Source organism: Marinobacter alkalisoli (genome assembly GCF_045449795.1).
Classification (GTDB): domain Bacteria; phylum Pseudomonadota; class Gammaproteobacteria; order Pseudomonadales; family Oleiphilaceae; genus Marinobacter.
The window spans coordinates 275,906-295,546 of sequence record NZ_JBJJLB010000016.1 but is presented as its reverse complement, the minus strand read 5'-3'; the positions used below and the strand labels follow the sequence as shown (position 1 = coordinate 295,546).

At 57.4% G+C, this 19,641-nt stretch carries 18 protein-coding genes; 2 read left to right on the top strand and 16 right to left on the bottom strand.

The genetic code is table 11. The features are described from left to right. Positions 1–189: 189 nt before the first annotated feature. The 4 genes from asd to leuC form a co-directional block, all read right to left on the bottom strand. Positions 190–1,305, bottom strand: a complete 1,116-nt coding sequence (asd, locus tag ACJO3M_RS05900; protein ID WP_407000445.1) for an aspartate-semialdehyde dehydrogenase — start codon at positions 1,303–1,305, stop codon at positions 190–192. Between the two features lie 128 nt (positions 1,306–1,433). Continuing rightward, positions 1,434–2,507, bottom strand: coding sequence for a 3-isopropylmalate dehydrogenase (gene leuB, locus ACJO3M_RS05895; RefSeq protein ID WP_407000444.1), 1,074 nt, complete (start codon positions 2,505–2,507; stop codon positions 1,434–1,436). Between the two features lie 112 nt (positions 2,508–2,619). Then, a complete protein-coding gene (leuD, locus tag ACJO3M_RS05890; protein WP_407000443.1) occupies positions 2,620–3,267 on the bottom strand; it encodes a 3-isopropylmalate dehydratase small subunit in 648 nt (215 codons plus the stop codon). A 16-nt stretch (positions 3,268–3,283) separates the two neighbouring features. Further along, entirely contained in the window at positions 3,284–4,702 is a 1,419-nt protein-coding gene (gene leuC / locus ACJO3M_RS05885; protein ID WP_407000442.1) for a 3-isopropylmalate dehydratase large subunit, read from the bottom strand. A 179-nt stretch (positions 4,703–4,881) separates the two neighbouring features. Here leuC and ACJO3M_RS05880 point away from each other — a divergent pair, with 179 nt between their 5' ends. Next, positions 4,882–5,766: a LysR family transcriptional regulator gene (locus ACJO3M_RS05880; protein WP_407000441.1), complete on the top strand. Its 885-nt coding sequence runs from the start codon at positions 4,882–4,884 to the stop codon at positions 5,764–5,766. On the opposite strand, the gene ACJO3M_RS05875 is transcribed toward ACJO3M_RS05880, so the two are convergent. From ACJO3M_RS05875 to ACJO3M_RS05830, 10 genes are all read right to left on the bottom strand, one after another. Further along, positions 5,763–6,923, bottom strand: coding sequence for an MFS transporter (locus tag ACJO3M_RS05875; protein WP_407000915.1), 1,161 nt, complete (start codon positions 6,921–6,923; stop codon positions 5,763–5,765). The two genes, ACJO3M_RS05880 and ACJO3M_RS05875, sit on opposite strands and share 4 nt — an antisense overlap. Positions 6,924–7,019: 96 nt before the next feature. Continuing rightward, entirely contained in the window at positions 7,020–8,114 is a 1,095-nt protein-coding gene (aroC, locus tag ACJO3M_RS05870) for a chorismate synthase (protein ID WP_407000440.1), read from the bottom strand. A 36-nt stretch (positions 8,115–8,150) separates the two neighbouring features. Further along, on the bottom strand, positions 8,151–9,053 hold the full coding sequence (gene prmB, locus ACJO3M_RS05865) for a 50S ribosomal protein L3 N(5)-glutamine methyltransferase (protein WP_407000439.1): 903 nt from the start codon (positions 9,051–9,053) through the stop codon (positions 8,151–8,153). An 87-nt stretch (positions 9,054–9,140) separates the two neighbouring features. Continuing rightward, positions 9,141–10,340: a patatin-like phospholipase family protein gene (locus ACJO3M_RS05860; protein ID WP_407000438.1), complete on the bottom strand. Its 1,200-nt coding sequence runs from the start codon at positions 10,338–10,340 to the stop codon at positions 9,141–9,143. Then, complete coding sequence (locus ACJO3M_RS05855; RefSeq protein WP_407000437.1) at positions 10,337–11,251, bottom strand: DUF4892 domain-containing protein; 915 nt, start codon at positions 11,249–11,251, stop codon at positions 10,337–10,339. The genes ACJO3M_RS05860 and ACJO3M_RS05855 overlap by 4 nt, the downstream gene beginning before the upstream one ends. Further along, positions 11,241–12,161 (bottom strand): alpha/beta fold hydrolase, encoded by a 921-nt coding sequence (locus ACJO3M_RS05850; protein ID WP_407000435.1) that lies wholly within the window; start codon positions 12,159–12,161, stop codon positions 11,241–11,243. The genes ACJO3M_RS05855 and ACJO3M_RS05850 overlap by 11 nt, the downstream gene beginning before the upstream one ends. A 22-nt stretch (positions 12,162–12,183) precedes the next feature. Further along, positions 12,184–12,534: a PilZ domain-containing protein gene (locus tag ACJO3M_RS05845; RefSeq protein ID WP_008171779.1), complete on the bottom strand. Its 351-nt coding sequence runs from the start codon at positions 12,532–12,534 to the stop codon at positions 12,184–12,186. A 167-nt stretch (positions 12,535–12,701) separates the two neighbouring features. Next, positions 12,702–13,712, bottom strand: a complete 1,011-nt coding sequence (gene holB / locus ACJO3M_RS05840; RefSeq protein WP_407000914.1) for a DNA polymerase III subunit delta' — start codon at positions 13,710–13,712, stop codon at positions 12,702–12,704. 25 nt (positions 13,713–13,737) lie between these two features. Further along, the gene (locus ACJO3M_RS05835) at positions 13,738–15,831 is read right to left on the bottom strand and encodes a transglutaminase TgpA family protein (RefSeq protein WP_407000434.1); all 2,094 of its coding nucleotides are present in this window, start codon (positions 15,829–15,831) and stop codon (positions 13,738–13,740) included. Next, positions 15,831–16,856: a DUF58 domain-containing protein gene (locus tag ACJO3M_RS05830; RefSeq protein WP_407000433.1), complete on the bottom strand. Its 1,026-nt coding sequence runs from the start codon at positions 16,854–16,856 to the stop codon at positions 15,831–15,833. The genes ACJO3M_RS05835 and ACJO3M_RS05830 overlap by 1 nt, the downstream gene beginning before the upstream one ends. A gap of 225 nt (positions 16,857–17,081) precedes the next feature. Between ACJO3M_RS05830 and ACJO3M_RS05825 the strand changes: the two genes are divergently transcribed. Then, the gene (locus tag ACJO3M_RS05825) at positions 17,082–17,711 is read left to right on the top strand and encodes a hypothetical protein (RefSeq protein WP_407000432.1); all 630 of its coding nucleotides are present in this window, start codon (positions 17,082–17,084) and stop codon (positions 17,709–17,711) included. Positions 17,712–17,860: 149 nt separating this feature from the next. Here the strand turns inward: ACJO3M_RS05825 and ACJO3M_RS05820 are convergent, their stop codons facing one another. Continuing rightward, on the bottom strand, positions 17,861–18,760 hold the full coding sequence (locus ACJO3M_RS05820; protein WP_407000431.1) for a DUF6160 family protein: 900 nt from the start codon (positions 18,758–18,760) through the stop codon (positions 17,861–17,863). A 171-nt stretch (positions 18,761–18,931) separates the two neighbouring features. Then, on the bottom strand, positions 18,932–19,540 hold the full coding sequence (locus tag ACJO3M_RS05815; protein WP_407000430.1) for a hypothetical protein: 609 nt from the start codon (positions 19,538–19,540) through the stop codon (positions 18,932–18,934). Positions 19,541–19,641 lie beyond the last annotated feature (101 nt).

Below are 19,641 nucleotides of genomic sequence, written 5' to 3'. Positions count from 1 at the left end.
GAACTTACTGTTACCGAACGGATGATCGGCTTGATCAGTACGGGAAGCAGTAGCCCTACCCAGGCACGAACACCTACAAACTCGCTTCTGAAAAATAACAGGGGCGAAGGCTGATTGCAGCCTCCGCCCCCTGACCGGCTCTCTGAAACCGGACACAGTTGGCATTTAATACCAACTGTTACACAGCCATTAACGCTCCTGGAGAATCCGGAGCATCCTGCGCAGCGGTTCGGCAGCCCCCCACAACAGCTGATCCCCCACGGTGAACGCGGAAATATATTCCGGCCCCATGGTCAGCTTGCGGATTCGGCCGATCGGTACGCTCAGGGTTCCAGTAACCTTGGCCGGTGTCAGCTCTTCAATGGTCGCATCACGATCATTGGGGATCACCTTCACCCAGTCATTGGCCTTCGCCAGAATAGACTCAATCTCGGAAACCGGAAGGTCCTTCTTGAGCTTGATGGTCAGCGCCTGACTGTGAGAACGCATCGCGCCAATCCGGACACAGATACCATCAATGGGAATCGGGTTGTCAGAGCGACCAAGGATTTTGTTGGTCTCAACGCCCGCTTTCCACTCTTCCTTGCTCATGCCGTTATCAAGCTGCTTGTCGATAAACGGAATCAGGCTGCCGGCCAGGGGCACCTGGAAGTGCTCGGTCGGAAAGCCATCGGAACGCATGGTTTCGGTGACCTTGCGGTCAATGTCCAGAATCGCTGACGAAGGGCTGTCCAGCTCGCTCTTGACGCTGCCGTTCAACTCACCCATCTGGTTGAGCAGTTCGCGCATGTTCTGGGCACCGGAACCGGAAGCCGCCTGGTAGGTCATTGGAGACACCCACTCGATCAGATCCTGCTCCAGCAGGCCACCCAGGGCCAGCATCATCAGGCTGACGGTGCAGTTACCACCGATGTAATCCTTGACGCCCTTGTCCAGCGCTTCGTCAATAACGTTGCGGTTGACGGGATCCAGAACAATCACGGAATGATCCACCATCCGCAGTGTGGATGCCGCATCGATCCAGTAGCCTGCCCAGCCTGCATCACGCAGTTTCTGGTAAACCTCGCCGGTGTAATCGCCCCCCTGACAGGTAACGATGACATCCATGGTTTTCAGGATATCGACATCAAACGCGTCCTGCAGGGGAGGAACGCCTTCCTTACCTACGTCCGGTGCCGGTTTGCCGGCCTGGGATGTGGTAAAGAATACCGGTTCGATATCCGCGAAATCGTTTTCTTCACGCATGCGTTGCATGAGGACAGAGCCCACCATGCCACGCCAGCCAATAAGTCCAACTCGCTTCATGTGCGACCTTTGAACCTCGTTTTATGCCCGCCCTCTGCCTTTATCGCTGGCAGGGACAGGATGGATGATCCCGCGGTAACTGCGTCCCGTTACCGTCGGGTCTCAAATACATTAACCCGGGCCGCGGCTTACAACGCCGCCAGAACCGCCTCACCCATTTCACGGGTGGACACCTTTTTCGCCCCTTCGGACATGATGTCCGCGGTACGAAGCCCCTGGTCCAGTACCTTGCTGACTGCCGCCTCAATGGTCTCGGCGGCTTTTTCCTCGTTCAGGCTGTACCGCAACATCATGGCGGCACTGAGGATGGTTGCCAGCGGATTGGCCACGCCCTGACCGGCGATATCCGGCGCCGAACCGTGGCAAGGCTCGTACATGCCCTGCTTTTCCGAGTTCAGGGAAGCCGATGGTAACATGCCAATCGAACCGGTGAGCATAGCCGCTTCGTCCGAAAGAATATCACCAAACATGTTGCCAGTCACAATCACATCGAATTGTTTGGGGGCACGAACCAGCTGCATCGCCGCGTTATCAACGTACATGTGGGACAGTTCAACGTCCGGGTACTCCCGGCGCAGGTCTTCCATGATTTCCCGCCACAGGACCGTCACTTCCAGCACGTTGGCCTTGTCGACGGAACACAGTTTCTTGCCGCGCTGCTGTGCGGCCTCAAAAGCCACCCGCCCGATACGACGAATTTCCGATTCGGTGTAGGCGTAGGTGTTGTAACCCTGGCGCTCACCGCTTTCCAGTTCGCGCACACCGCGGGGCTGGCCAAAATAGATACCACCGGTCAGTTCCCGCACGATCATGATGTCCAGACCGGAAACCACTTCCGGCTTCAGGGAAGATGCAGAAGCAAGCTGCGGGTATAGAATCGCCGGGCGGAGGTTGGCAAACAGCTCCAGACTGGAGCGCAGCCCCAGCAACCCCTTTTCCGGGCGTTTCGCCATCGGCATGCTGTCCCATTTCGGACCACCTACAGCGCCCAGAACAATCGCATCCGCCTTACGGGCTTTATCCAGGGTGTCTTCCGGCAGTGGGCTGTCCGTTTCGTCGATAGCCGCACCGCCGACCAGCCCGGACTCAAAGGTCAGACCGAGGCCGAACTTTTCGTTGATTTTATGAAGCACTTTCTCGGCTTCAGCGACGATTTCCGGGCCGATGCCGTCACCCGGCAGCATTAGTACAGTTCTGGACATAGCTTTTCCTTGCAAGATTGCTGATTTGTCGGATTACGCCGTTGGCTAATCCGACCTACTCTTGGGTTCTTGTAGGTCGGATTAGCGAAAGCGTAATCCGACACTGAGGCGATCAATTGCCGGCGTTAAATAACCACGGAGCCGTTTTCCGGCGGCTTTCTTCGTACGATTTAATCAGCTCTGCATCTTCCAGCGTGACGCCAATGTCGTCCAGCCCGTTTAGCAGGCAATGCCGCCGAAAATCATCAACATCGAAACTGAAGGACTCTCCGGACGGTGTCGTCACGGTTTTAGCCTCAAGGTCCACCGCCAACTGATAGCCTTCCTGAGCCTCGGCCTCCTGAAAAAGCTGGTCAACCACTTTTTCTTCCAAAACAATGGGTAACAGACCATTCTTAAAGCAGTTATTGTAAAAAATATCCGCAAAGCTGGGCGCAATAATCACCCGAAAACCGTAATCATCCAGCGCCCAGGGGGCGTGTTCACGACTGGAACCGCAACCGAAGTTGGCCCGGGCCAGAAGTACGCTGGCGTTTTTGTAACGATCCTGGTTCAACACAAAGTCCGGATTGATCGGACGCTGGGAACAATCCTGGTCCGGTTTGCCTTCATCCAGATAGCGCAGTTCGTCGAACAGGTTCGGGCCAAACCCCGTGCGCTTGATGGATTTCAGAAACTGCTTGGGAATAATCATGTCCGTGTCCACATTGGAACGGTCCATGGGGGCGACAATGCCCTGGTGTTGCGTAAATGCGCGCATGGTTCTCTCCTGTGGATCAGTGCATCAATTCGCGGACATCAACGAAGTGGCCGGTAACAGCGGCTGCCGCGGCCATGGCCGGGCTCACCAGGTGGGTGCGGCCACCGAAGCCCTGACGCCCCTCAAAGTTCCGGTTCGAGGTAGAGGCACAATGCTCGCCCTGCCCCAGTTTGTCAGCATTCATGGCCAGACACATGGAGCAGCCCGGGTCACGCCATTCCAGACCGGCTTCTATGAAGATCTTGTCCAGCCCTTCCTGCTCCGCCTGAGCCTTCACCAGCCCGGATCCAGGCACGACCATCGCTTGCTTGAGTGTCGGAGATACTTTGCGCCCTTTCACTACCGCTGCGGCTTCGCGGAGATCCTCGATACGACTGTTGGTGCATGAGCCAATAAACACACGATCCAGCTTGATATCGGTAATGGGCATGTTCGGCTGAAGCCCCATGTATTTGAGCGCCCGGACGATACCCTCGCGCTTGATGGGATCCGCTTCTTTCTCCGGGTCGGGCACATTGCCGTCCACACCGGCCACCATTTCCGGCGAAGTCCCCCAACTGACCTGCGGCTTGATAGCGGAACCATCAAGCTCCACGACTTTGTCAAACTCTGCGTCATCATCGCTGTGCAAGGTACGCCAGTAGTCAACGGCTGCCTCCCACTGATCGCCTATGGGCGAGAACGGGCGGTCCTTGACGTAATTGATGGTGGTATCATCCACGCCTACCATGCCAACACGGGCACCGGCCTCAATGGCCATGTTGCAGATGGTCATGCGGGCTTCCATGCTCAACCCCTGAATGGCTTCTCCGCCGAACTCGATGGCGTAGCCGGTTCCACCTGCGGTACCAATCTTTCCAATGATGGCCAGTACGACGTCTTTACCGGTGACTCCGGGTCCAAGTTTGCCGTTCACCCTGACCAGCATGTTTTTCATCTTCTGCTGCACCAGGCACTGGGTGGCCAACACATGTTCCACTTCCGAGGTGCCAATGCCGTGGGCGAGACAGCCGAAGGCCCCATGTGTGGAGGTGTGGGAGTCGCCACAGACGATGGACATGCCCGGCAGGGTGGCGCCCTGCTCCGGGCCAATCACATGGACGATGCCCTGGCGCTGATCCTTGATCTTGAATTCGAGTATGCCGAATTCATCGCAGTTCTTGTCGAGGGTTTCGACCTGGATACGGGATACCGGGTCCACAATGCCTTCAACACCACGGTCACGGTCGGTGGTGGGCACGTTGTGATCCGGCGTGGCGATGTTGGCGTCAATCCGCCACGGCTTGCGGCCCGCCAGGCGCAGCCCTTCGAAGGCCTGGGGCGACGTCACTTCATGAAGCAACTGCCGGTCGATATAAATCAATGCGGAGCCGTCGTCCCGCTGCTTGACGAGATGGTCGTCCCACAATTTGTCGTATAAGGTCTTGCCCGCCATGGTTCTTTCTCACTCTTTGGGGGTTTCTGATTATGACTCTCTATAAGGCTATCTTACCGCTCTGCACTGGATAACCTCAATTCATGTTTTTTATTCTTTGCATTCCTTCTTGGCATATCCTATTTTTGCGTAAACGCGGCTCCGAGTGCCACCAATCTAGGCGATACAAGGGTTCCCAAATGGACTCCAATTCTTTAAGGGCGTTTATAACAATCGTTGATCAGGGCTCATTTTCTGAAGCCGCTGAAATCCTCCATCTGACCCAGCCTGCTATTTCCAAACGTTTGGCGGCACTCGAAAATCAGCTCGGCACTTCGCTGATTGACCGCAGCCACCGCCAGATCAGGCTTACGGACGCCGGCGCCCGGCTGCTCCCCCATGCCCGCAAGATCCTCGATGAGATTCATAATGCCCGGGTGGCGCTATCTCCGGATTCCGGACAGGTGGAAGGCGAGCTGCAGATCATCGCCAGCCACCATATCGGGCTTCACCACCTGCCTAACTGGCTGCGCCGGTTCAGCCGGGAGTTCCCGAATGTGTCGCTGAACCTGCAGTTTATGGAATCGGATGCGGCTTTTGAACAGATGCGCAAGCGCAACGCGGAGCTGGCGTTTGTCACCCTGAGCGACAGCATGGAAGGGAATTTCATGGTGTACGATCAGTGGCCCGACCCCATGGCTTTTGTGTCTGGGCCGGAACACCCGCTGGCAGGGCTTGAATCGCCCAGGCTGGAGGATCTCGCGGGGCATCCGGCGTTGCTGCCGGACACTACGACGGCGACCTATCGGGTGGTCAGCCGCCTGTTTCTGGAGGCCAACCTGCCCCTGCACCCAAAAATGCCGACCAATTATCTTGAGACCATCAAGATGATGACTAGCGTCGGGCTGGGCTGGAGCGTGCTGCCAGTGAGCATGATGGATAACAGCATTCACCGTCTGGATATTGGGTTTCCGGTCACGCGGGTGCTCGGTGCCGTCGGTCTTTCTGGCCGTCAGCTCAGCAGTGCCGCGAGGGCTTTGATTGAAGTGGTTAAAGCCGAGGAAGACGGAGGCAAGCCGGACTAATTCGGCGCCAGGCTGCTTTCATCTTTCGGCGGGGCTCTGAGCCCTCGCCAGGTGATGACGATCGCCACCATCATTGCGATTGCCCCACCCCAGAACGCCGCTGATGTGCTGATACCATCCACCAGAAAACCCGACAACCACGCCCCCGCCGCGCCGCCGGCGCCAAACGTCAACCCGCTGTAGAGCGCCTGGCCCTGACCATGGTGGTGCTGGCCAAAAAAGCCCTGGATGTATTGCACTGAAATGGCATGCAGGGCGCCATAAGAAGCCGCGTGCAGGAGCTGGGCAAACAGCAGCACAGCGACCACATCCGTTAACTCGGCAATTAACACCCAGCGGATCATGGTCAGCGTCAGTGCGCCGATGGCAATCTGGCGAACCGAAAAAGTACGGGATAGCCGATGCATCACCAGAAACAGTCCGATCTCCGCCACCACCCCCAGGGACCACAACAGGCCAATGGACAACTTGCCATAGCCGTGTTGTTCCAGATGGATACTGAAGAAGGTGTAGTAAGCCCCATGAGATACCTGGAGCAGAAAATTCATCAGGAAAAATGACACCACCGCCGGATGGGTGACAATGGCCTTCAGGCTACCCTTAGGGGCTGGTGGCTTTCGTTCACCTCGCTCAGACGGCACCAGAAAGGCCGACACCGCTATCCCCGCAAACACCGGCAAAAGCAGCCATGGCAGCTTCTGGATAGGCACCCATTCCAGAATCCCGCCCACGAGCGCCACGGCGCCGATAAACCCGACAGACCCCCACAGCCTGACCCTGCCGTATTTGTCCTTTTGCTTCCCCAGAGCTCTGAGCGTGATCACCTCGTAGAGCGGCAGGATGGCATTCCAGAAAAAGGTAAACGCCAGCATGACAAGCAGCAGTCCGTAGAACCCGGGTTCCAGGAAAACACCGGCAAAAAACAGGGACCCGGTAATGGCGCCAAACCGGACCAATCGCACTCGCTGCCCCGACCGGTCCCCCAACCAGCCCCACACGCTGGGCGCGATGATCTTGGTGAGCTGGATGGTCGCCATCAGCGTGGCGATCTGGAGATAGGAAAAGCCCTGCCCCTCAAGGTAAAGGGACCAATAGGGAAGAAGCCCTCCCAAGAGGGCAAAGAACCAGAAATAGAGGTTTGAGAGCCGCCAGTAGATAACAATAACCCTTCAGGATGCCACTAATGCCCGACAATTGTCGGATTACGCCTTTGGCTAATCCGACCTACGACCACCAAGTAAGCGGGGTTGGCGTCAGAGTTGGCCGAGAACCGGTGTGGAGACCTCCACATCGCCATTCTGTCCGCGATGGCGTAAGTAGTGGTCCATCAGCACCATGGCCATCATTGCCTCGGCGATCGGCGTTGCCCGGATACCCACGCAGGGATCATGGCGACCGGTGGTAATAACCTCCACGGGATTACCGTCAACATCAATACTTCGTCCTGGCAACCGCAGGCTGGATGTCGGTTTCAGGGCAATACTGGCCAGGATCGGCTGGCCGGAAGAAATTCCCCCAAGCACGCCGCCAGCGTTGTTGGACAGAAAGCCTTCAGGCGTCATTTCATCGCGGTGCTCGGTGCCCTTTTGCTCAATACAGCCAAAGCCGGCGCCAATTTCCACCCCTTTCACTGCGTTGATACTCATCAGCGCATGGGCCAGGTCTGCGTCCAGACGGTCAAAAATCGGCTCGCCCAGTCCCGGCGGCACCCCATCAGCCACCACGTTGATCCTGGCGCCAATGGAGTCCCCCTCTTTTCGCAGGGCGTCCATGTAGGCTTCCATCTCCGCTACTTTGTCGACGTCGGGACAGAAGAAGGGATTTTGGTGTACCTGATCCCAATCAAATTTTTCCGCCTTGATCGGGCCGAGCTGCGACAGGTACCCCCGGATGCGGATGCCCAGGCGCTGCTCAAGAAACTTCCTTGCCACCGCGCCTGCCGCAACCCTCATGGCAGTCTCCCGGGCAGAAGAGCGACCACCGCCCCGGTAATCGCGAATGCCGTACTTATGGGCGTAGGTGTAGTCCGCATGGGCCGGACGGAACTGCCCGGAAATCTTGGAGTAATCCTTGGATCGCTGATCGGTGTTTTCAATCACCAGTCCAATTGGAGTGCCGGTGGTCTTTCCCTCGAACACCCCGGACAGGATTTTCACCTCATCCGCTTCACGACGCTGTGTCGTATGTCGAGAAGTTCCCGGCTTGCGGCGATCCAGGTCCCGCTGCATGTCCTCTTCGGACAACGACAGTCCCGGAGGGCAACCGTCAATAATGCATCCCAGTGCAGCGCCGTGACTCTCACCAAAGGTGGTAACTGTGAACAACTTTCCGAAGGAGTTTCCCGACATGATTCAGTATCTTATCCAGGTTTTATAAAAAAGTTCTCAGGATTTTTTCTGCCACTGGCGAAGGTCTTCTGCAGTCACCAGGAAGACGCCGTCACCACCATTTTCAAAATCCAGCCAGGTCAGCGGCATATCCGGATAGGCCTGCTCAAGGGCCACCCAGCTATTGCCGACTTCGACAATAAGCAGCCCGCCCGGGTTCAAATGATCCGCCGCGCCAGCGATGATCCTGTGAGCAATGTGCAGACCGTCATCCCCGGCAGCCAGTCCGAGTTCCGGTTCATGGCGAAACTCATCCGGCATGCCGGCTAAATCCTCGGCGTCAACATAGGGCGGATTACTCAGGATAACGTCATAACGCCCTTCAATGCCGTCGAACACATCCGATTGAACCGTGCGTACCCGGTCGCCCAACTCGTGAAGCTCGATGTTGGATCTGGCCACGTCCAGGGCATCCGGCGAAACATCCGAAAGATCGACTTCCGCGTCTTCAAATATCGTGGCAGCTCCGATGCCGATGCAGCCACTGCCCGTGCAAAGGTCGAGAATACGCCCAACGGGGCGATCACCAAGCCAGGGTTGAAGGCCGCGCTCAATCAGTTCACCAATGGGAGAGCGCGGAACCAGCACGCGCTCATCCACATTGAACGGCATGCCCATAAACCAGGCCTCACCCAGCAGATAAGCCAGCGGCACACGCTCTTCGATGCGCCTGCGCGTACGGCTGATAATAAGCTCCCGTTCCTCCCGGATGAGACGGGCATCCAGGAACAGCGTGTTGTTCTCCAGGGGCAGATGCAGGCTGCGCATCACCAGTTGCACGGCCTCATCCCACACGTTGTCCGTGCCATGGCCAAAATACAACTCCGAGGCGGAGAATCGGGAAGAAACGTACCGCAGGAAGTCCCTCACGGTATGCAGGTCATCGATGGGGCTGGTCACGACATTCGGATTCCTGTGTGGGTGCGTATCTGGCCGGCATTATACGCTGTTTGCCCGCGCTACTGCAGCCCCAACCATCAACCCCGCTCAGACCGCGAGCGGGCCGGAACTGGTGCGACTCTCCTCGTACCGGTCCAATGCCGCTGCCATACGCTCCCGACCCAGCTGAATAAGCTCCGGCGCCTTGTGGTAATCGTAGCTGCGGGAGGCATTCTTCGGCACATTCACCAGCAAGTCCGGCGGATAACCGGCAATCTTGTACTGAACCAGGGCGCTCTGCATGGTTTCGATGGTCAGGTTCATAACGTCAAACTTGCCAATACCCAGCTTGTCCCAGTCGATGGTTTCATGGGTCAGTTCCGGATCATCCTGTATCTTTTCTGCCTGCTTTTTCTCTACGGCCTTGCTGATCTTGTCCACCGGCGAGTCACCGGTGGAGCCCGCCCCCTTGCGACTGGTGAAGGTTTTGATGGCGTCCCAGTCAAACCAGCGCGACGCTTTATCCCGGATAACGTTCACCCACTCTTCAGTATCACTGTCATCGCTTTCACCCGCGTCATTGAAGGCTGCATCGGGAATTCGGCGGCGGCGGTCATCCTCGCCGCTGAGGTTTACCGCCACAATCATATCGGCGTGGGAAGAAATGGTGGGAATGATGGGCAGCGGGTTCAACAATGCGCCGTCAACCAGAACCCGGCCATTCAGAACCAGCGGCGTCACGACACTGGGAATGGCAACGGAAGCACGAATCGCCTGATCAAGAGGCCCTTCCTGAAACCAGATTTCCTTGTGTGACAGTAAGTCCGTGGCAACGGCGGTATAGGCGATGGGCAGATCCTCAATGCGGGTGTCCCCTAGCATGTCACGCACCACGGAGAATATCTTCTCGCCACGAATGGCACCCACCGCATTGAAGGTCACATCCAGTAACCTGAGCACATCAAACTGGCCGAGTCCGGTCACCCAGTCCTTGTAATCCTTCATTTTCCCGGCCGCATACATTCCGCCCACCAGGGCGCCCATGGAACACCCGGATATGGCAGTTATTTCATAGCCCCGCTCTTCCAGAACCTCGATCGCGCCAATATGGGCGTAGCCCCTGGCTCCACCGCTGCCAAGAGTCAGCGCAACGGTTTTGCCCTTGCCCGGTTTCAACGGTTTCTTTTCTGATGACGCAGGCGATTTCGCAGCAGAGATACCTGCCCCCTCGACAACAGCAGACGCACCGTCCGCTGGCTTCTCGGCCTGATCGGCATGCTTGTCTGTCGGTTTATTCACCCGGATCACCTCGTAATCACAACAATTTCGACACGATCACCCTGACGCTCGGGAGAAAGTAAAACAACGGACGGCCCGACGGTTATCAGTGTCTGTCGACTCTTTGATACCCCGCTTTTTTCGAGGACCTGTGACAGGGACTCCATGGCATTTTGTGCCCGCTCCATGGCTGCCTCCAGGGGCTCATCTTCCCCGAGTGACGCAAAACCGGTGAGTACCACCTGAGCGCCCTCTTCCTCTACCCAGTTATTCAGCATTCGACGATCCGTTGCACTCCATTCAAAGCGATGGGTGATGCCCCCCTGCCACGGAATGATGATTGGACCACGCACCCTTGCATTGGCGGAATCGAGACCGGGAATTGCCGCGCCCTCACTGGCCTCCAGATGCTCGATCCAGACATATTCACGTTGGGTACCGCGAGTAACAGTGTAGACCAGGGTCAGCCAGGTCTTGCCGGATTCTCCCGTCACCGCGGCAACCAGGTAGTCCTGATCGGCATCACGCCCGTACAGCGTGGACTGATCAAAAATCTGGTTCGCCCAGACATTACTGCGACCACAACTGCGACCACTGCATTCGAACAGCACCTGGGCACCGCGTGACTGCAGAAGGGTCTGGTAATGCTCCCGAGCTTCGCCACGACTGGCATCCCGGTTAATCTGGTAAAGCCGGCCGACGCCCTTGACCGGAATCCGCGCCATGCGATCAGAGCGAATCGCGTTGTTGACCTCCCTGACCGGACTGAACAGAACCAGATGACCGGATGACACAACCGGAACTTCCTCTTCCAGTGAAGACTGGGGGAATGCATCCGGGAAACCGGACGGGGCATCTTCATCAGCCTGCACAACGGGGGCGACGCCGGCCAACACTAGCAAACCGGCGATGAGATAGTTCAGTAGCGCTTTAACCGTCATGGTTGATAAATGTCCTGATTGCACGGCTGACGGGCGTTACGTCCCCTTCAAAATGACAGTGATGGCCGCCCGGCACGATTACGGTTTCCATCCGGGAAATGGCTTTCAGCCGAGGCTCCCAGCCTTTTCGGTGGGACAACAGGCCATCTTCGGCGCGAATGAAAAGCGTGCGGGTAGTGACCTTCTGCAGACAAGCAAGAACCTGCGATTCTTCCAGCATCATGATTGAAGGATGCCGGAGCCGGGGATCAGTGCGCCAGACATGCCCCTCCCCAACGTCTCTCATGTTGCGGGGGATCAGCGTCATCGCGGCCTCGGGGGACAATGGGCTCAGGCCACCTTCCCTTGCCTTGGCCGCAGTCTCTATATCTGGGTAGACCACTGACTTACCCGAGCCGGTCATGCGTTTTTTGATGGCTTTACGCAACTGCGGGATGGTGTCTTCCGGTGGCCGGCTGATCGGGCCAATGCTGTCAATCATCACCAGGCTGCGGACATGTTCCGGAAACGCCGCGGCGTAGAGCACACAGACGATGCCGCCGAGGGAATGACCCACCAGATCCACCTGGTGGTCAGGACAATCACCGAAATGGCGCTCAACCAGTTCCGCCAGGTCGGATACGTAATCCATCAGCAGGTAACTCTGACCGTCCGGGCGATGGCCGGAATGACCGTGACCCGCCATATCCACTGCGTACACATCACGTTCTGCACACAGCTCCGGCGCCAGGTGAGCAAACGTCAGGCTATTATCCAGCCAGCCATGGAGCATCAGAATCGGACAGGAGTCGCTTTGGCCATCGGCGGCGGGCCAATGCAGCCCGGCCAGTTCGATATTTCGCAGGGGCCAGTTTATCTCTTCACAGGATGCATCAACGGCCACATTTGGGGACAACGCAATATCATTCATTAAAGGGTTTGTTCGCTTCCGGTTACATGGTGTGGGTCGGACGGTCTGAACTCAGTGACCCGGCCAGATAGGACTCGATCTTGGTTCGCGCGGTTTCATCGTCCCCATTGAACTGGACACCGATACCGGCCGCCCGGTTCCCCTGAGCGCCTTTCGGGGTAATCCAGATTACCTTTCCAGCAACCGGGATCTTCTCGGGCTCATCCATCAGGTTGAGCAGCAGAAACACTTCATCCCCAAGTTGATACTGCTTCTGGGTGGGGATGAACAGCCCACCCTGCCGGATGTATGGCATATACGCGGCGTACAGAACGGCCTTGTCCTTGATGGTGAGTGTCAGAATGCCACTTCGTGCGCCAAAACCGGGGCCCATAGTTAACACCTTTCTGTCTGTATGGCTGTAAACGTTGTTTTGTCGGATTACGCCTGCGGCTAATCCGACCTGCTTAACTAATCCGACCTGCGGATCAAATTCCCTGATATTTCGCAATCATAGCAGCAGTTGACCGAAATCGCTCTCCCTGCGGTAGCCGATCGGGATCAGGCCGATGCCCGTTTACGTGGCATTAAATCCTGCCAGGCGATCAACAGCCGAACGGCTTCCAACTCCGGGTTCACATTGTATACGCCGGCAGACCTGGCCTCATGGATCAACGCCAGTATCTGGTGCGCGCGCCAGGGCGGGTTGGATTTGGCCAGATAACCGAGCATATCCGCCGCATCCGTATCCCTCGGGCTGCCGCCGGCCGTTATCCGGGCCAGGTCCGCGGCCCAGCCCTCAAACAGCCAAAGGGCGCCTTCCAACCCCATGGCTTTGAAAGGCTTGGCGGCTTCTCCCACCGTTAACTGCCCTTTCATGAACTGGCGAAACTGCGCCAGTGCCTGATCGCGCTGCGTCAGGAAATCACTGGTCAGATACTCATAGGCCAGTCTGGGTGCATTGCCGGAAAGCGCCAATGCTTTACCGCACAATTCGGCTGACGGTTGGTCTGCCTCGTCGAGCTTCATAACTTCCGCCGCCAGCCATCGGGCAGCCGCGTCGCCATCAGGAATCGCAATCAACAGGTTCTGGCACCGGGACCGGATAGTCGGTAAAACCGGACGCCCGCTTTCCTGCAGCAAAATCAGCACGACATCGTCGGATGGCTCTTCCAGGGTTTTGAGCAGGGCGTTCGCGGAGTTGATGTTCAACTGGTCCGCACGATCAATAATGGCAATCTTGCGCCGCCCGACCTGCGGGGACGACACCGCAAACGTGGACAGGGCGCGCACCTGGTCTATCTTGATCATCCGCGATTTTTCCGGGGTGTATATCCGGATATCCGGATGGGTACCCGCCGAAACCAGCTCGCATTGCTTGCACACACCGCACGGCTGATGGCCGTTATCACTGTCGCTGGCCGGTTGTTCGCAGATCAGCAGCGCAGCCAGCCCGTCCGCGAACATCCGTTTACCGACACCACGCTCCCCGGTAACCAGCAGCGCATGGGGCAGCCGGTTCTCGGCAAGACGTTTCTGCAGGCTCTGCCAGGCTTCATGAAGCCAGGGCATGGACGCTTCAGATGGATTCAACCTGTTACCCTTCCAGTGCTGTTCTAGTGGTGGTTTTACGGGGCTTTGAGGAATCCCGTGACATCTGCTTTTTCATCGTGACCAGGAGGCGCCGCATCTGTTCGAGGGATTGACGCCCTCCCCTGTCCGGATCGCTGCCATAGTAATGCTTGTTAACCATCCGGGCAAAAGCCCTGGCAGTTCCGGCGGCGGCAGGCCTGGCTGAACCAATCCTTTCGGCCAGTTGAGCCGGAGTCTCTCCGAATCGCACCGGAATGCCGGCACGTTCACAAAGCCGGTGCCACTGATGGATCAACCTTACCACGGGATCACGGCTTGCCGACCGACGTACCTGCCACGCCGAGAATACACCCGCCACCAGCAACGCCAACCCGACAATGCCCGCCGTCGCGTAACCCAGCTCCTTGAGCCCGAGCCCCCCGGGCAAACGGGACATCAGGTCCATCTGTGACTGGCCCTGATAGCCAACGACCCAACGCTGCCATTGGTAATTGATCCTGTCCAGCTGCAACGACGCCCATTGCAGCATGGGGATATTGCCGTACCGCTGCGGCGAAGCCCAGTCGTCTTCCAGGAAAGAGCCTTCACCGGCGACAGCATCCCGCAAACCAGATTCAATGCGGTCGGGAGCGATCGCAGCCGTCGGATCCACACGTACCCATCCCTCGCCGTCAATCCAGGCCTCCACCCAGGCGTGGGCGTCGTACTGACGGACGATAAGGTACTCGTCATCAGCCCCGGGATCGCCACCCTGGTAGCCCACAACCACCCGTGTCGGAACGCCCGCCGCCCGCAACAAAAATGTGGTCGCGCCGGCGTAATGGGCGCAAAAGCCCCGTTTTGCATCGAACAGCAGGGCGTCAATGCCGTCTTCCGGCATGGCCGGCGGTCGCAGGGTATAGAAGTACTGCTGCTGCCGGAAGCGGGTCATCAACGCTTCGATCATGGCGCCAGGGTCGGGATAATCGGCTTTCAGCTCCTCCGCCAGCGCCCTGGCCCTGGGGTTGCCGCGACTTGGCAGCTGGAGGTATCGGCGCAGGCTTTGCGGCGCATCAGCTTCATCGGTTTCACCGCCAGTCAGGGCCATTCGATAGCGCACGGCGCTGTCCGCCGGGCGACGAAACCGGAAAAGCCCCTCATCGGTCGGCAACACATTGTCCGAAACCGCCACGGAACCATCCAGCGCGAACGCCCAACGCTCATCCGTGGGCTCCATCAGGACATCGTATTGGCCAGATTCAAGATCTCCCGCGCCGCCGTCAACGGCCACCCTTCCCGGTCGCCTGAAGGGCTCATTACGCCCCTGGCGCCAGGTTTCTCCGTCGAGATAGTCGAGGATCAGTCCACGCCAGTAACGATCCCGGTAGGCCGGAAGATCATCGCCAAAGGTGGCCCGGAAGGCTCTCTCGCTGCTCTGCGCCAGGTTGGAGATGTCACCCGGCCGCATGGTGTCACTGATACCCGATCTTGCCTGACCGGACACCATGGGCACGCTCCATAACGGTGCCATCCTGGGAAAGAAGACAAACAACAGAACCACTATCGGCAGCGTCTTCAGTAACATCGTACCCAGTCGCCGCCAACCGGAGGCCATGGACTCTGGCAGGTCGGGCGCATTCAGAACCTGAAGCCCCACCAGCAACAGCCCGACCGCCATCAGATTCACGACGGCCCAGTAGATCTCCTGATGGAACAGGAAATTTACGGTTGCCAGATACACCAGAATAAAGAACAGCACATAGAAATCCCGCGTAGAACGGGTTTCCAGCCATTTCAGACCAACCGCGAGCACAAAAAACGACGCCGCCGTATCCACCGTAAAACGCCCCTGAACGGTGGCGATATAGACCGCGATCACCCCCAGCATAATGCCGGTTTTCAACCATTTTCCCGGTAAACGGACACGGCCAGACTGTGCCAGCCAACGCCAACCCGCAAGGACAATACAGCTGGCGACCAGCCAGAGTGGAAGTCGATCCCATTGAGGGGTGAGCAGTAGCGCAAAGCTGGCAATCACCCAGATCAGGGCCCTGGTGGGTAATACAGGTGCCTCCGTTCCCTGCAAGGTCTGTTCGCCGTCAGCTCTGGCAAAGGTCATCAAACGCCCTCCCCGGCTACCGTCGACCCGGCGGCCTGGCCCCGTGTACCGAAAGCAGCCGTGGAATCATCCCGCGGCTTCTCCAGCCCAAACACCGCCAGACTCTTCAGGCACCGGCTGACATGGGCAGGCCCCGCGTCCGGACCTATCTCCTGTCCCGGCAGACTCAAACCGAAAGGAACGCCGGTTCGGCTGCGCTCAAGCACCTGGGCGGTGAGATAGCTGACTCTCAACTCCTGATCCACACCCGGAAAGGCCTGATAGTCGAGCCAGTGAGGGCTGCCCTGCTCACCTTCCCAGTCGGCAATCACCATCTGGCCGGTACGGGCGTATCGTTTCCATAACACCCGCTGGGTCAGATCCCCCTCCCGCCAAGGCCGCATATCCGCATGGTCATTGCCGTCCACGGAACGGGAGGTATCCTGATCATCGCCGTCTGTCACAGTGCCCGTTGCTTCCGGTGCCGGAACCGGCCGCGGGTAGACAATGCCAAAGGAGGCCGGTCGCACCCAGGACCAGGCCTTGAGCAGTCCGAACGGGAAGCGAGTTTCAACCCGGACCCGATCGGGACGAAAATACCCACGGCGGGGACTTTCAGCGGACAGCACCATATCCCCGGCCTGGCCTGCTGGAACGTGTTGCTGACTGAGGGTGTAGCGTTCACAGCTGAGCGATATGGCGATCGCATCGTGCCTGCCAGACACGGCACGGAACCGAAACGGGATCCTGTCTCCGGCAAAACCTTCGCCGGCCTGAACAAGGGTAAGCTCCAGACCCGCCAGATTCCGATGGGTCTGGTGCATGGCCGCCACCAGAATCGCGCCCAGCATGAACGTGAGAAGGTAAATCAGGCTGTTCTGATAATTGATCCCGGTGATGAGCATGATGAGCAGCAGCATGCCAAACACCACCCCGGGCCCCGTGGGCAGTATGAAGATATTGCGCTGACTGAAAACCTGCTTGTCCGCGCGGGGAATCCTGCGATTGACCCAGCGCTGCCAGCGTGTACGAATAGCCTGAACCATAAGGCTCCTGTTACCCAGCCAAGAACATTAGGCTGCCTATATAACCATCTTTCACGGGATTTTTATAACAATACTGACAATACACCGATGGTGATCACAAACCCGCCAGAAATCCCTTGAATTTGTGTCTGGCAATCCGAATACTGATTTATGGGGAGCTGACTGAGTGCCGTACCTTTTCAGACGCACCTCATCTTCGTGGATCACAGGCCAAGAGGCTATACCATGACACGCCCAACGTCCCTCTCCATTGCCATTATCAGCGCCACCGGCCTTGCCGCTTTCAGCTCCGCGCTGTCGGCCGGGGTACAAACCATGACATCCGATGAGATGGTGGAAACCTATGTGAAGGACTCCGCCGTTATTGTCGTCCCCAGGGATCAGCAAAAGAGCGCCGCAGACCGACAGCGCATTATTCGCTCCCTGACCATTTCCCCCGGTGAACCGGTTCTTACGGAAGCGGAAGAAGAAGCCTATCGGGAAGCCCTCCAGCGCTATCAGGAAGAAGGCAAGTCTGACGCCCTGGAACAGGCCGAGGAAGAGTTTCTCCGCCGCGCTTTACTGCTGCCCCAGGAAGAGCTGGCCCGCGCTCAGCCCCGGGCGGATTTTGCGCCCACGATCCAGCCCATTATTTTTGGCCAGCAGGCCCAGATCCCGGATGAGCCTTTCACCCAGACATTCCTGAATGACCAGCTCGGCATCGGCTACGATGGCCAGAACGTGAACTTTTCCATTGGCAATCCCCCGGGCATTGACCGCATTGAAGTTCCCCACGCCATTAACGAAGGGCCGGTCACACTGACTCCACGGCCAGGGGGCGGTTTTGATTTGTCGATCGCGGTGCCGGATCAGTAACGGCGTTCAGAACCACCTGGCGGGATAGATCGCATTCCTGTAACGGTGCCTCGCGAGGTACCGTTTTTTTGTTCGCAATTACCTGACAGACAAAAAAATGCCCCGCCAAAGGCGGGGCATAGTCAAGCTAGACTCTTTCGAGTGTTCGCTTAGGGCGTAGTAGCTGCATCAGCGTGACCGTAAACAGCCAGCTTGGTGTCAGTAACCGCCAGGTTGTCGATGGCGAAGGAACCGATGGAAGTACCACCGATTTCAACTGCACCGATAGACATGTCCATATAGACGTTGTTCACGTCGATACGCAACACGCCTGTTTCCGTGGACGCGCCGAGGCCAGCACCCTTGTAGACATCCAGATTTACGTTAGCAAAACCGGCCAGTACCTGAGCTTCCTTGGATGTCGCATCCAGACCGAATTCGCCATCAGCGTCAGCAGACATGACAGAGCCGTCACCGTCATAGTCGAAGTTGGCGCCAGCACCGGTGATCACCATGTCACGGACACCGATACCCAGGAAGTCAACGTCAAAGTCCATATCCTGTACGTCGAAAGCAGCAACGACGTTCAGGTGGTCAGTTTCGGTGTCCACGCGCAAGTCGAGCTGTGCCAGGTTACCGTAACCGCTCATGTTGGAGATCAGCGTGGTGCTGTCTGACCCGGTGCTGCCGGCCAGCAGTTCCATGGAGCCAACGGTCATACCCCAGTCAATCGGGTTGCCGTCCAGGGTGCCCACGTGGATAACTGCGTCGCCGTCATCGGCCACGTCGATATCGATCTTCAACTGATCCAGCAGATCAGTGTAGCCGGCGGCTGCGCCATCAGCTGTCACGCCGGCACCACCAAGAACGATGTCGTTGACCGCGAAGGAGCCTTCATCCGTGTACTTGAACTGGCCGATGCTTACTTTGGTTTCCAGTTCAATGGTCACACCGGCCTGACCGGTGACGTTACCCATTGCACTGTCATCCATTGCCCTCAGGTCAGCGTGAGCCGCGAAAGGGGCAGCGGCGACCGCTGTGGCGAGTGCGATTTTCTTCAGGCCTTTCATATTATCTCCTTGTAAACTCATGTTGTTGTTATCTGAGTTTGTATTTTTGTTGTGGGGTCCCTTACCCCACGACTCCATTTAAGATTGTTTTACAGTCCTAGTCCGTGACTGCATTCACAGTTCTTCACGAGTCGTTTACAACCTGAAACAAACGCGCATTACTTCTCAGTTTCACCCCTGATGAGCCGGCGATTCATTCTTGTCGTCGTAAAACATCTGGAAAGGCTTTTCCCTGGTAACCGCCTGTGAGAACGACACTTCCCCACCATCCAGGCGGAAAGGCACTACCTTGTTGGCGGAAATGCCGAGGCGATGCTCGTGCTCTATAACCAATGCCTCGGCATCCTCACCATCTTTAACCTTGCCGGTATAAAGTATGACTGCCGCATTGATTTTCCCGCGGCGTGCAATCGACTTGAGCGCTGCCCGGTACATCAGAATCCTCACCTGGGCGGGCGCCTGCCCTGCCTGATCATCAATATTGATTCGCTTGATGGTCTCCCCATCCTCCAGCAGCATCCAGGCCGCTGGCATGTTGGGGTCGTTATCACTTAACTCGCTGGCGTACTCTTCCGTTGCTTTTTCCGTGAGTTTTACCAGTTGTTGTTGACCAATAACGGCGAATTTTGCCAACTCTTCCTTAGTCAGCATGCCATCAGAGAGTACGCTGTTCTCCGGTATTTCGACGGCCAGCGTATTGTCCTGAGAAAACGCTAGAGGGGATGTGAGAAAAATTGCGGTCAACGCCATGTTGACCAGTGACTTGTTGAGGTTTGTCATCCTAATCTTCCTTATTATTTTCAATCGGTTTCCACACGACACCCCCGGAAGTCGGTTAAAATAGATTTACCAGCCTGTCCGGAGCTGAGGAATGTCCGCTC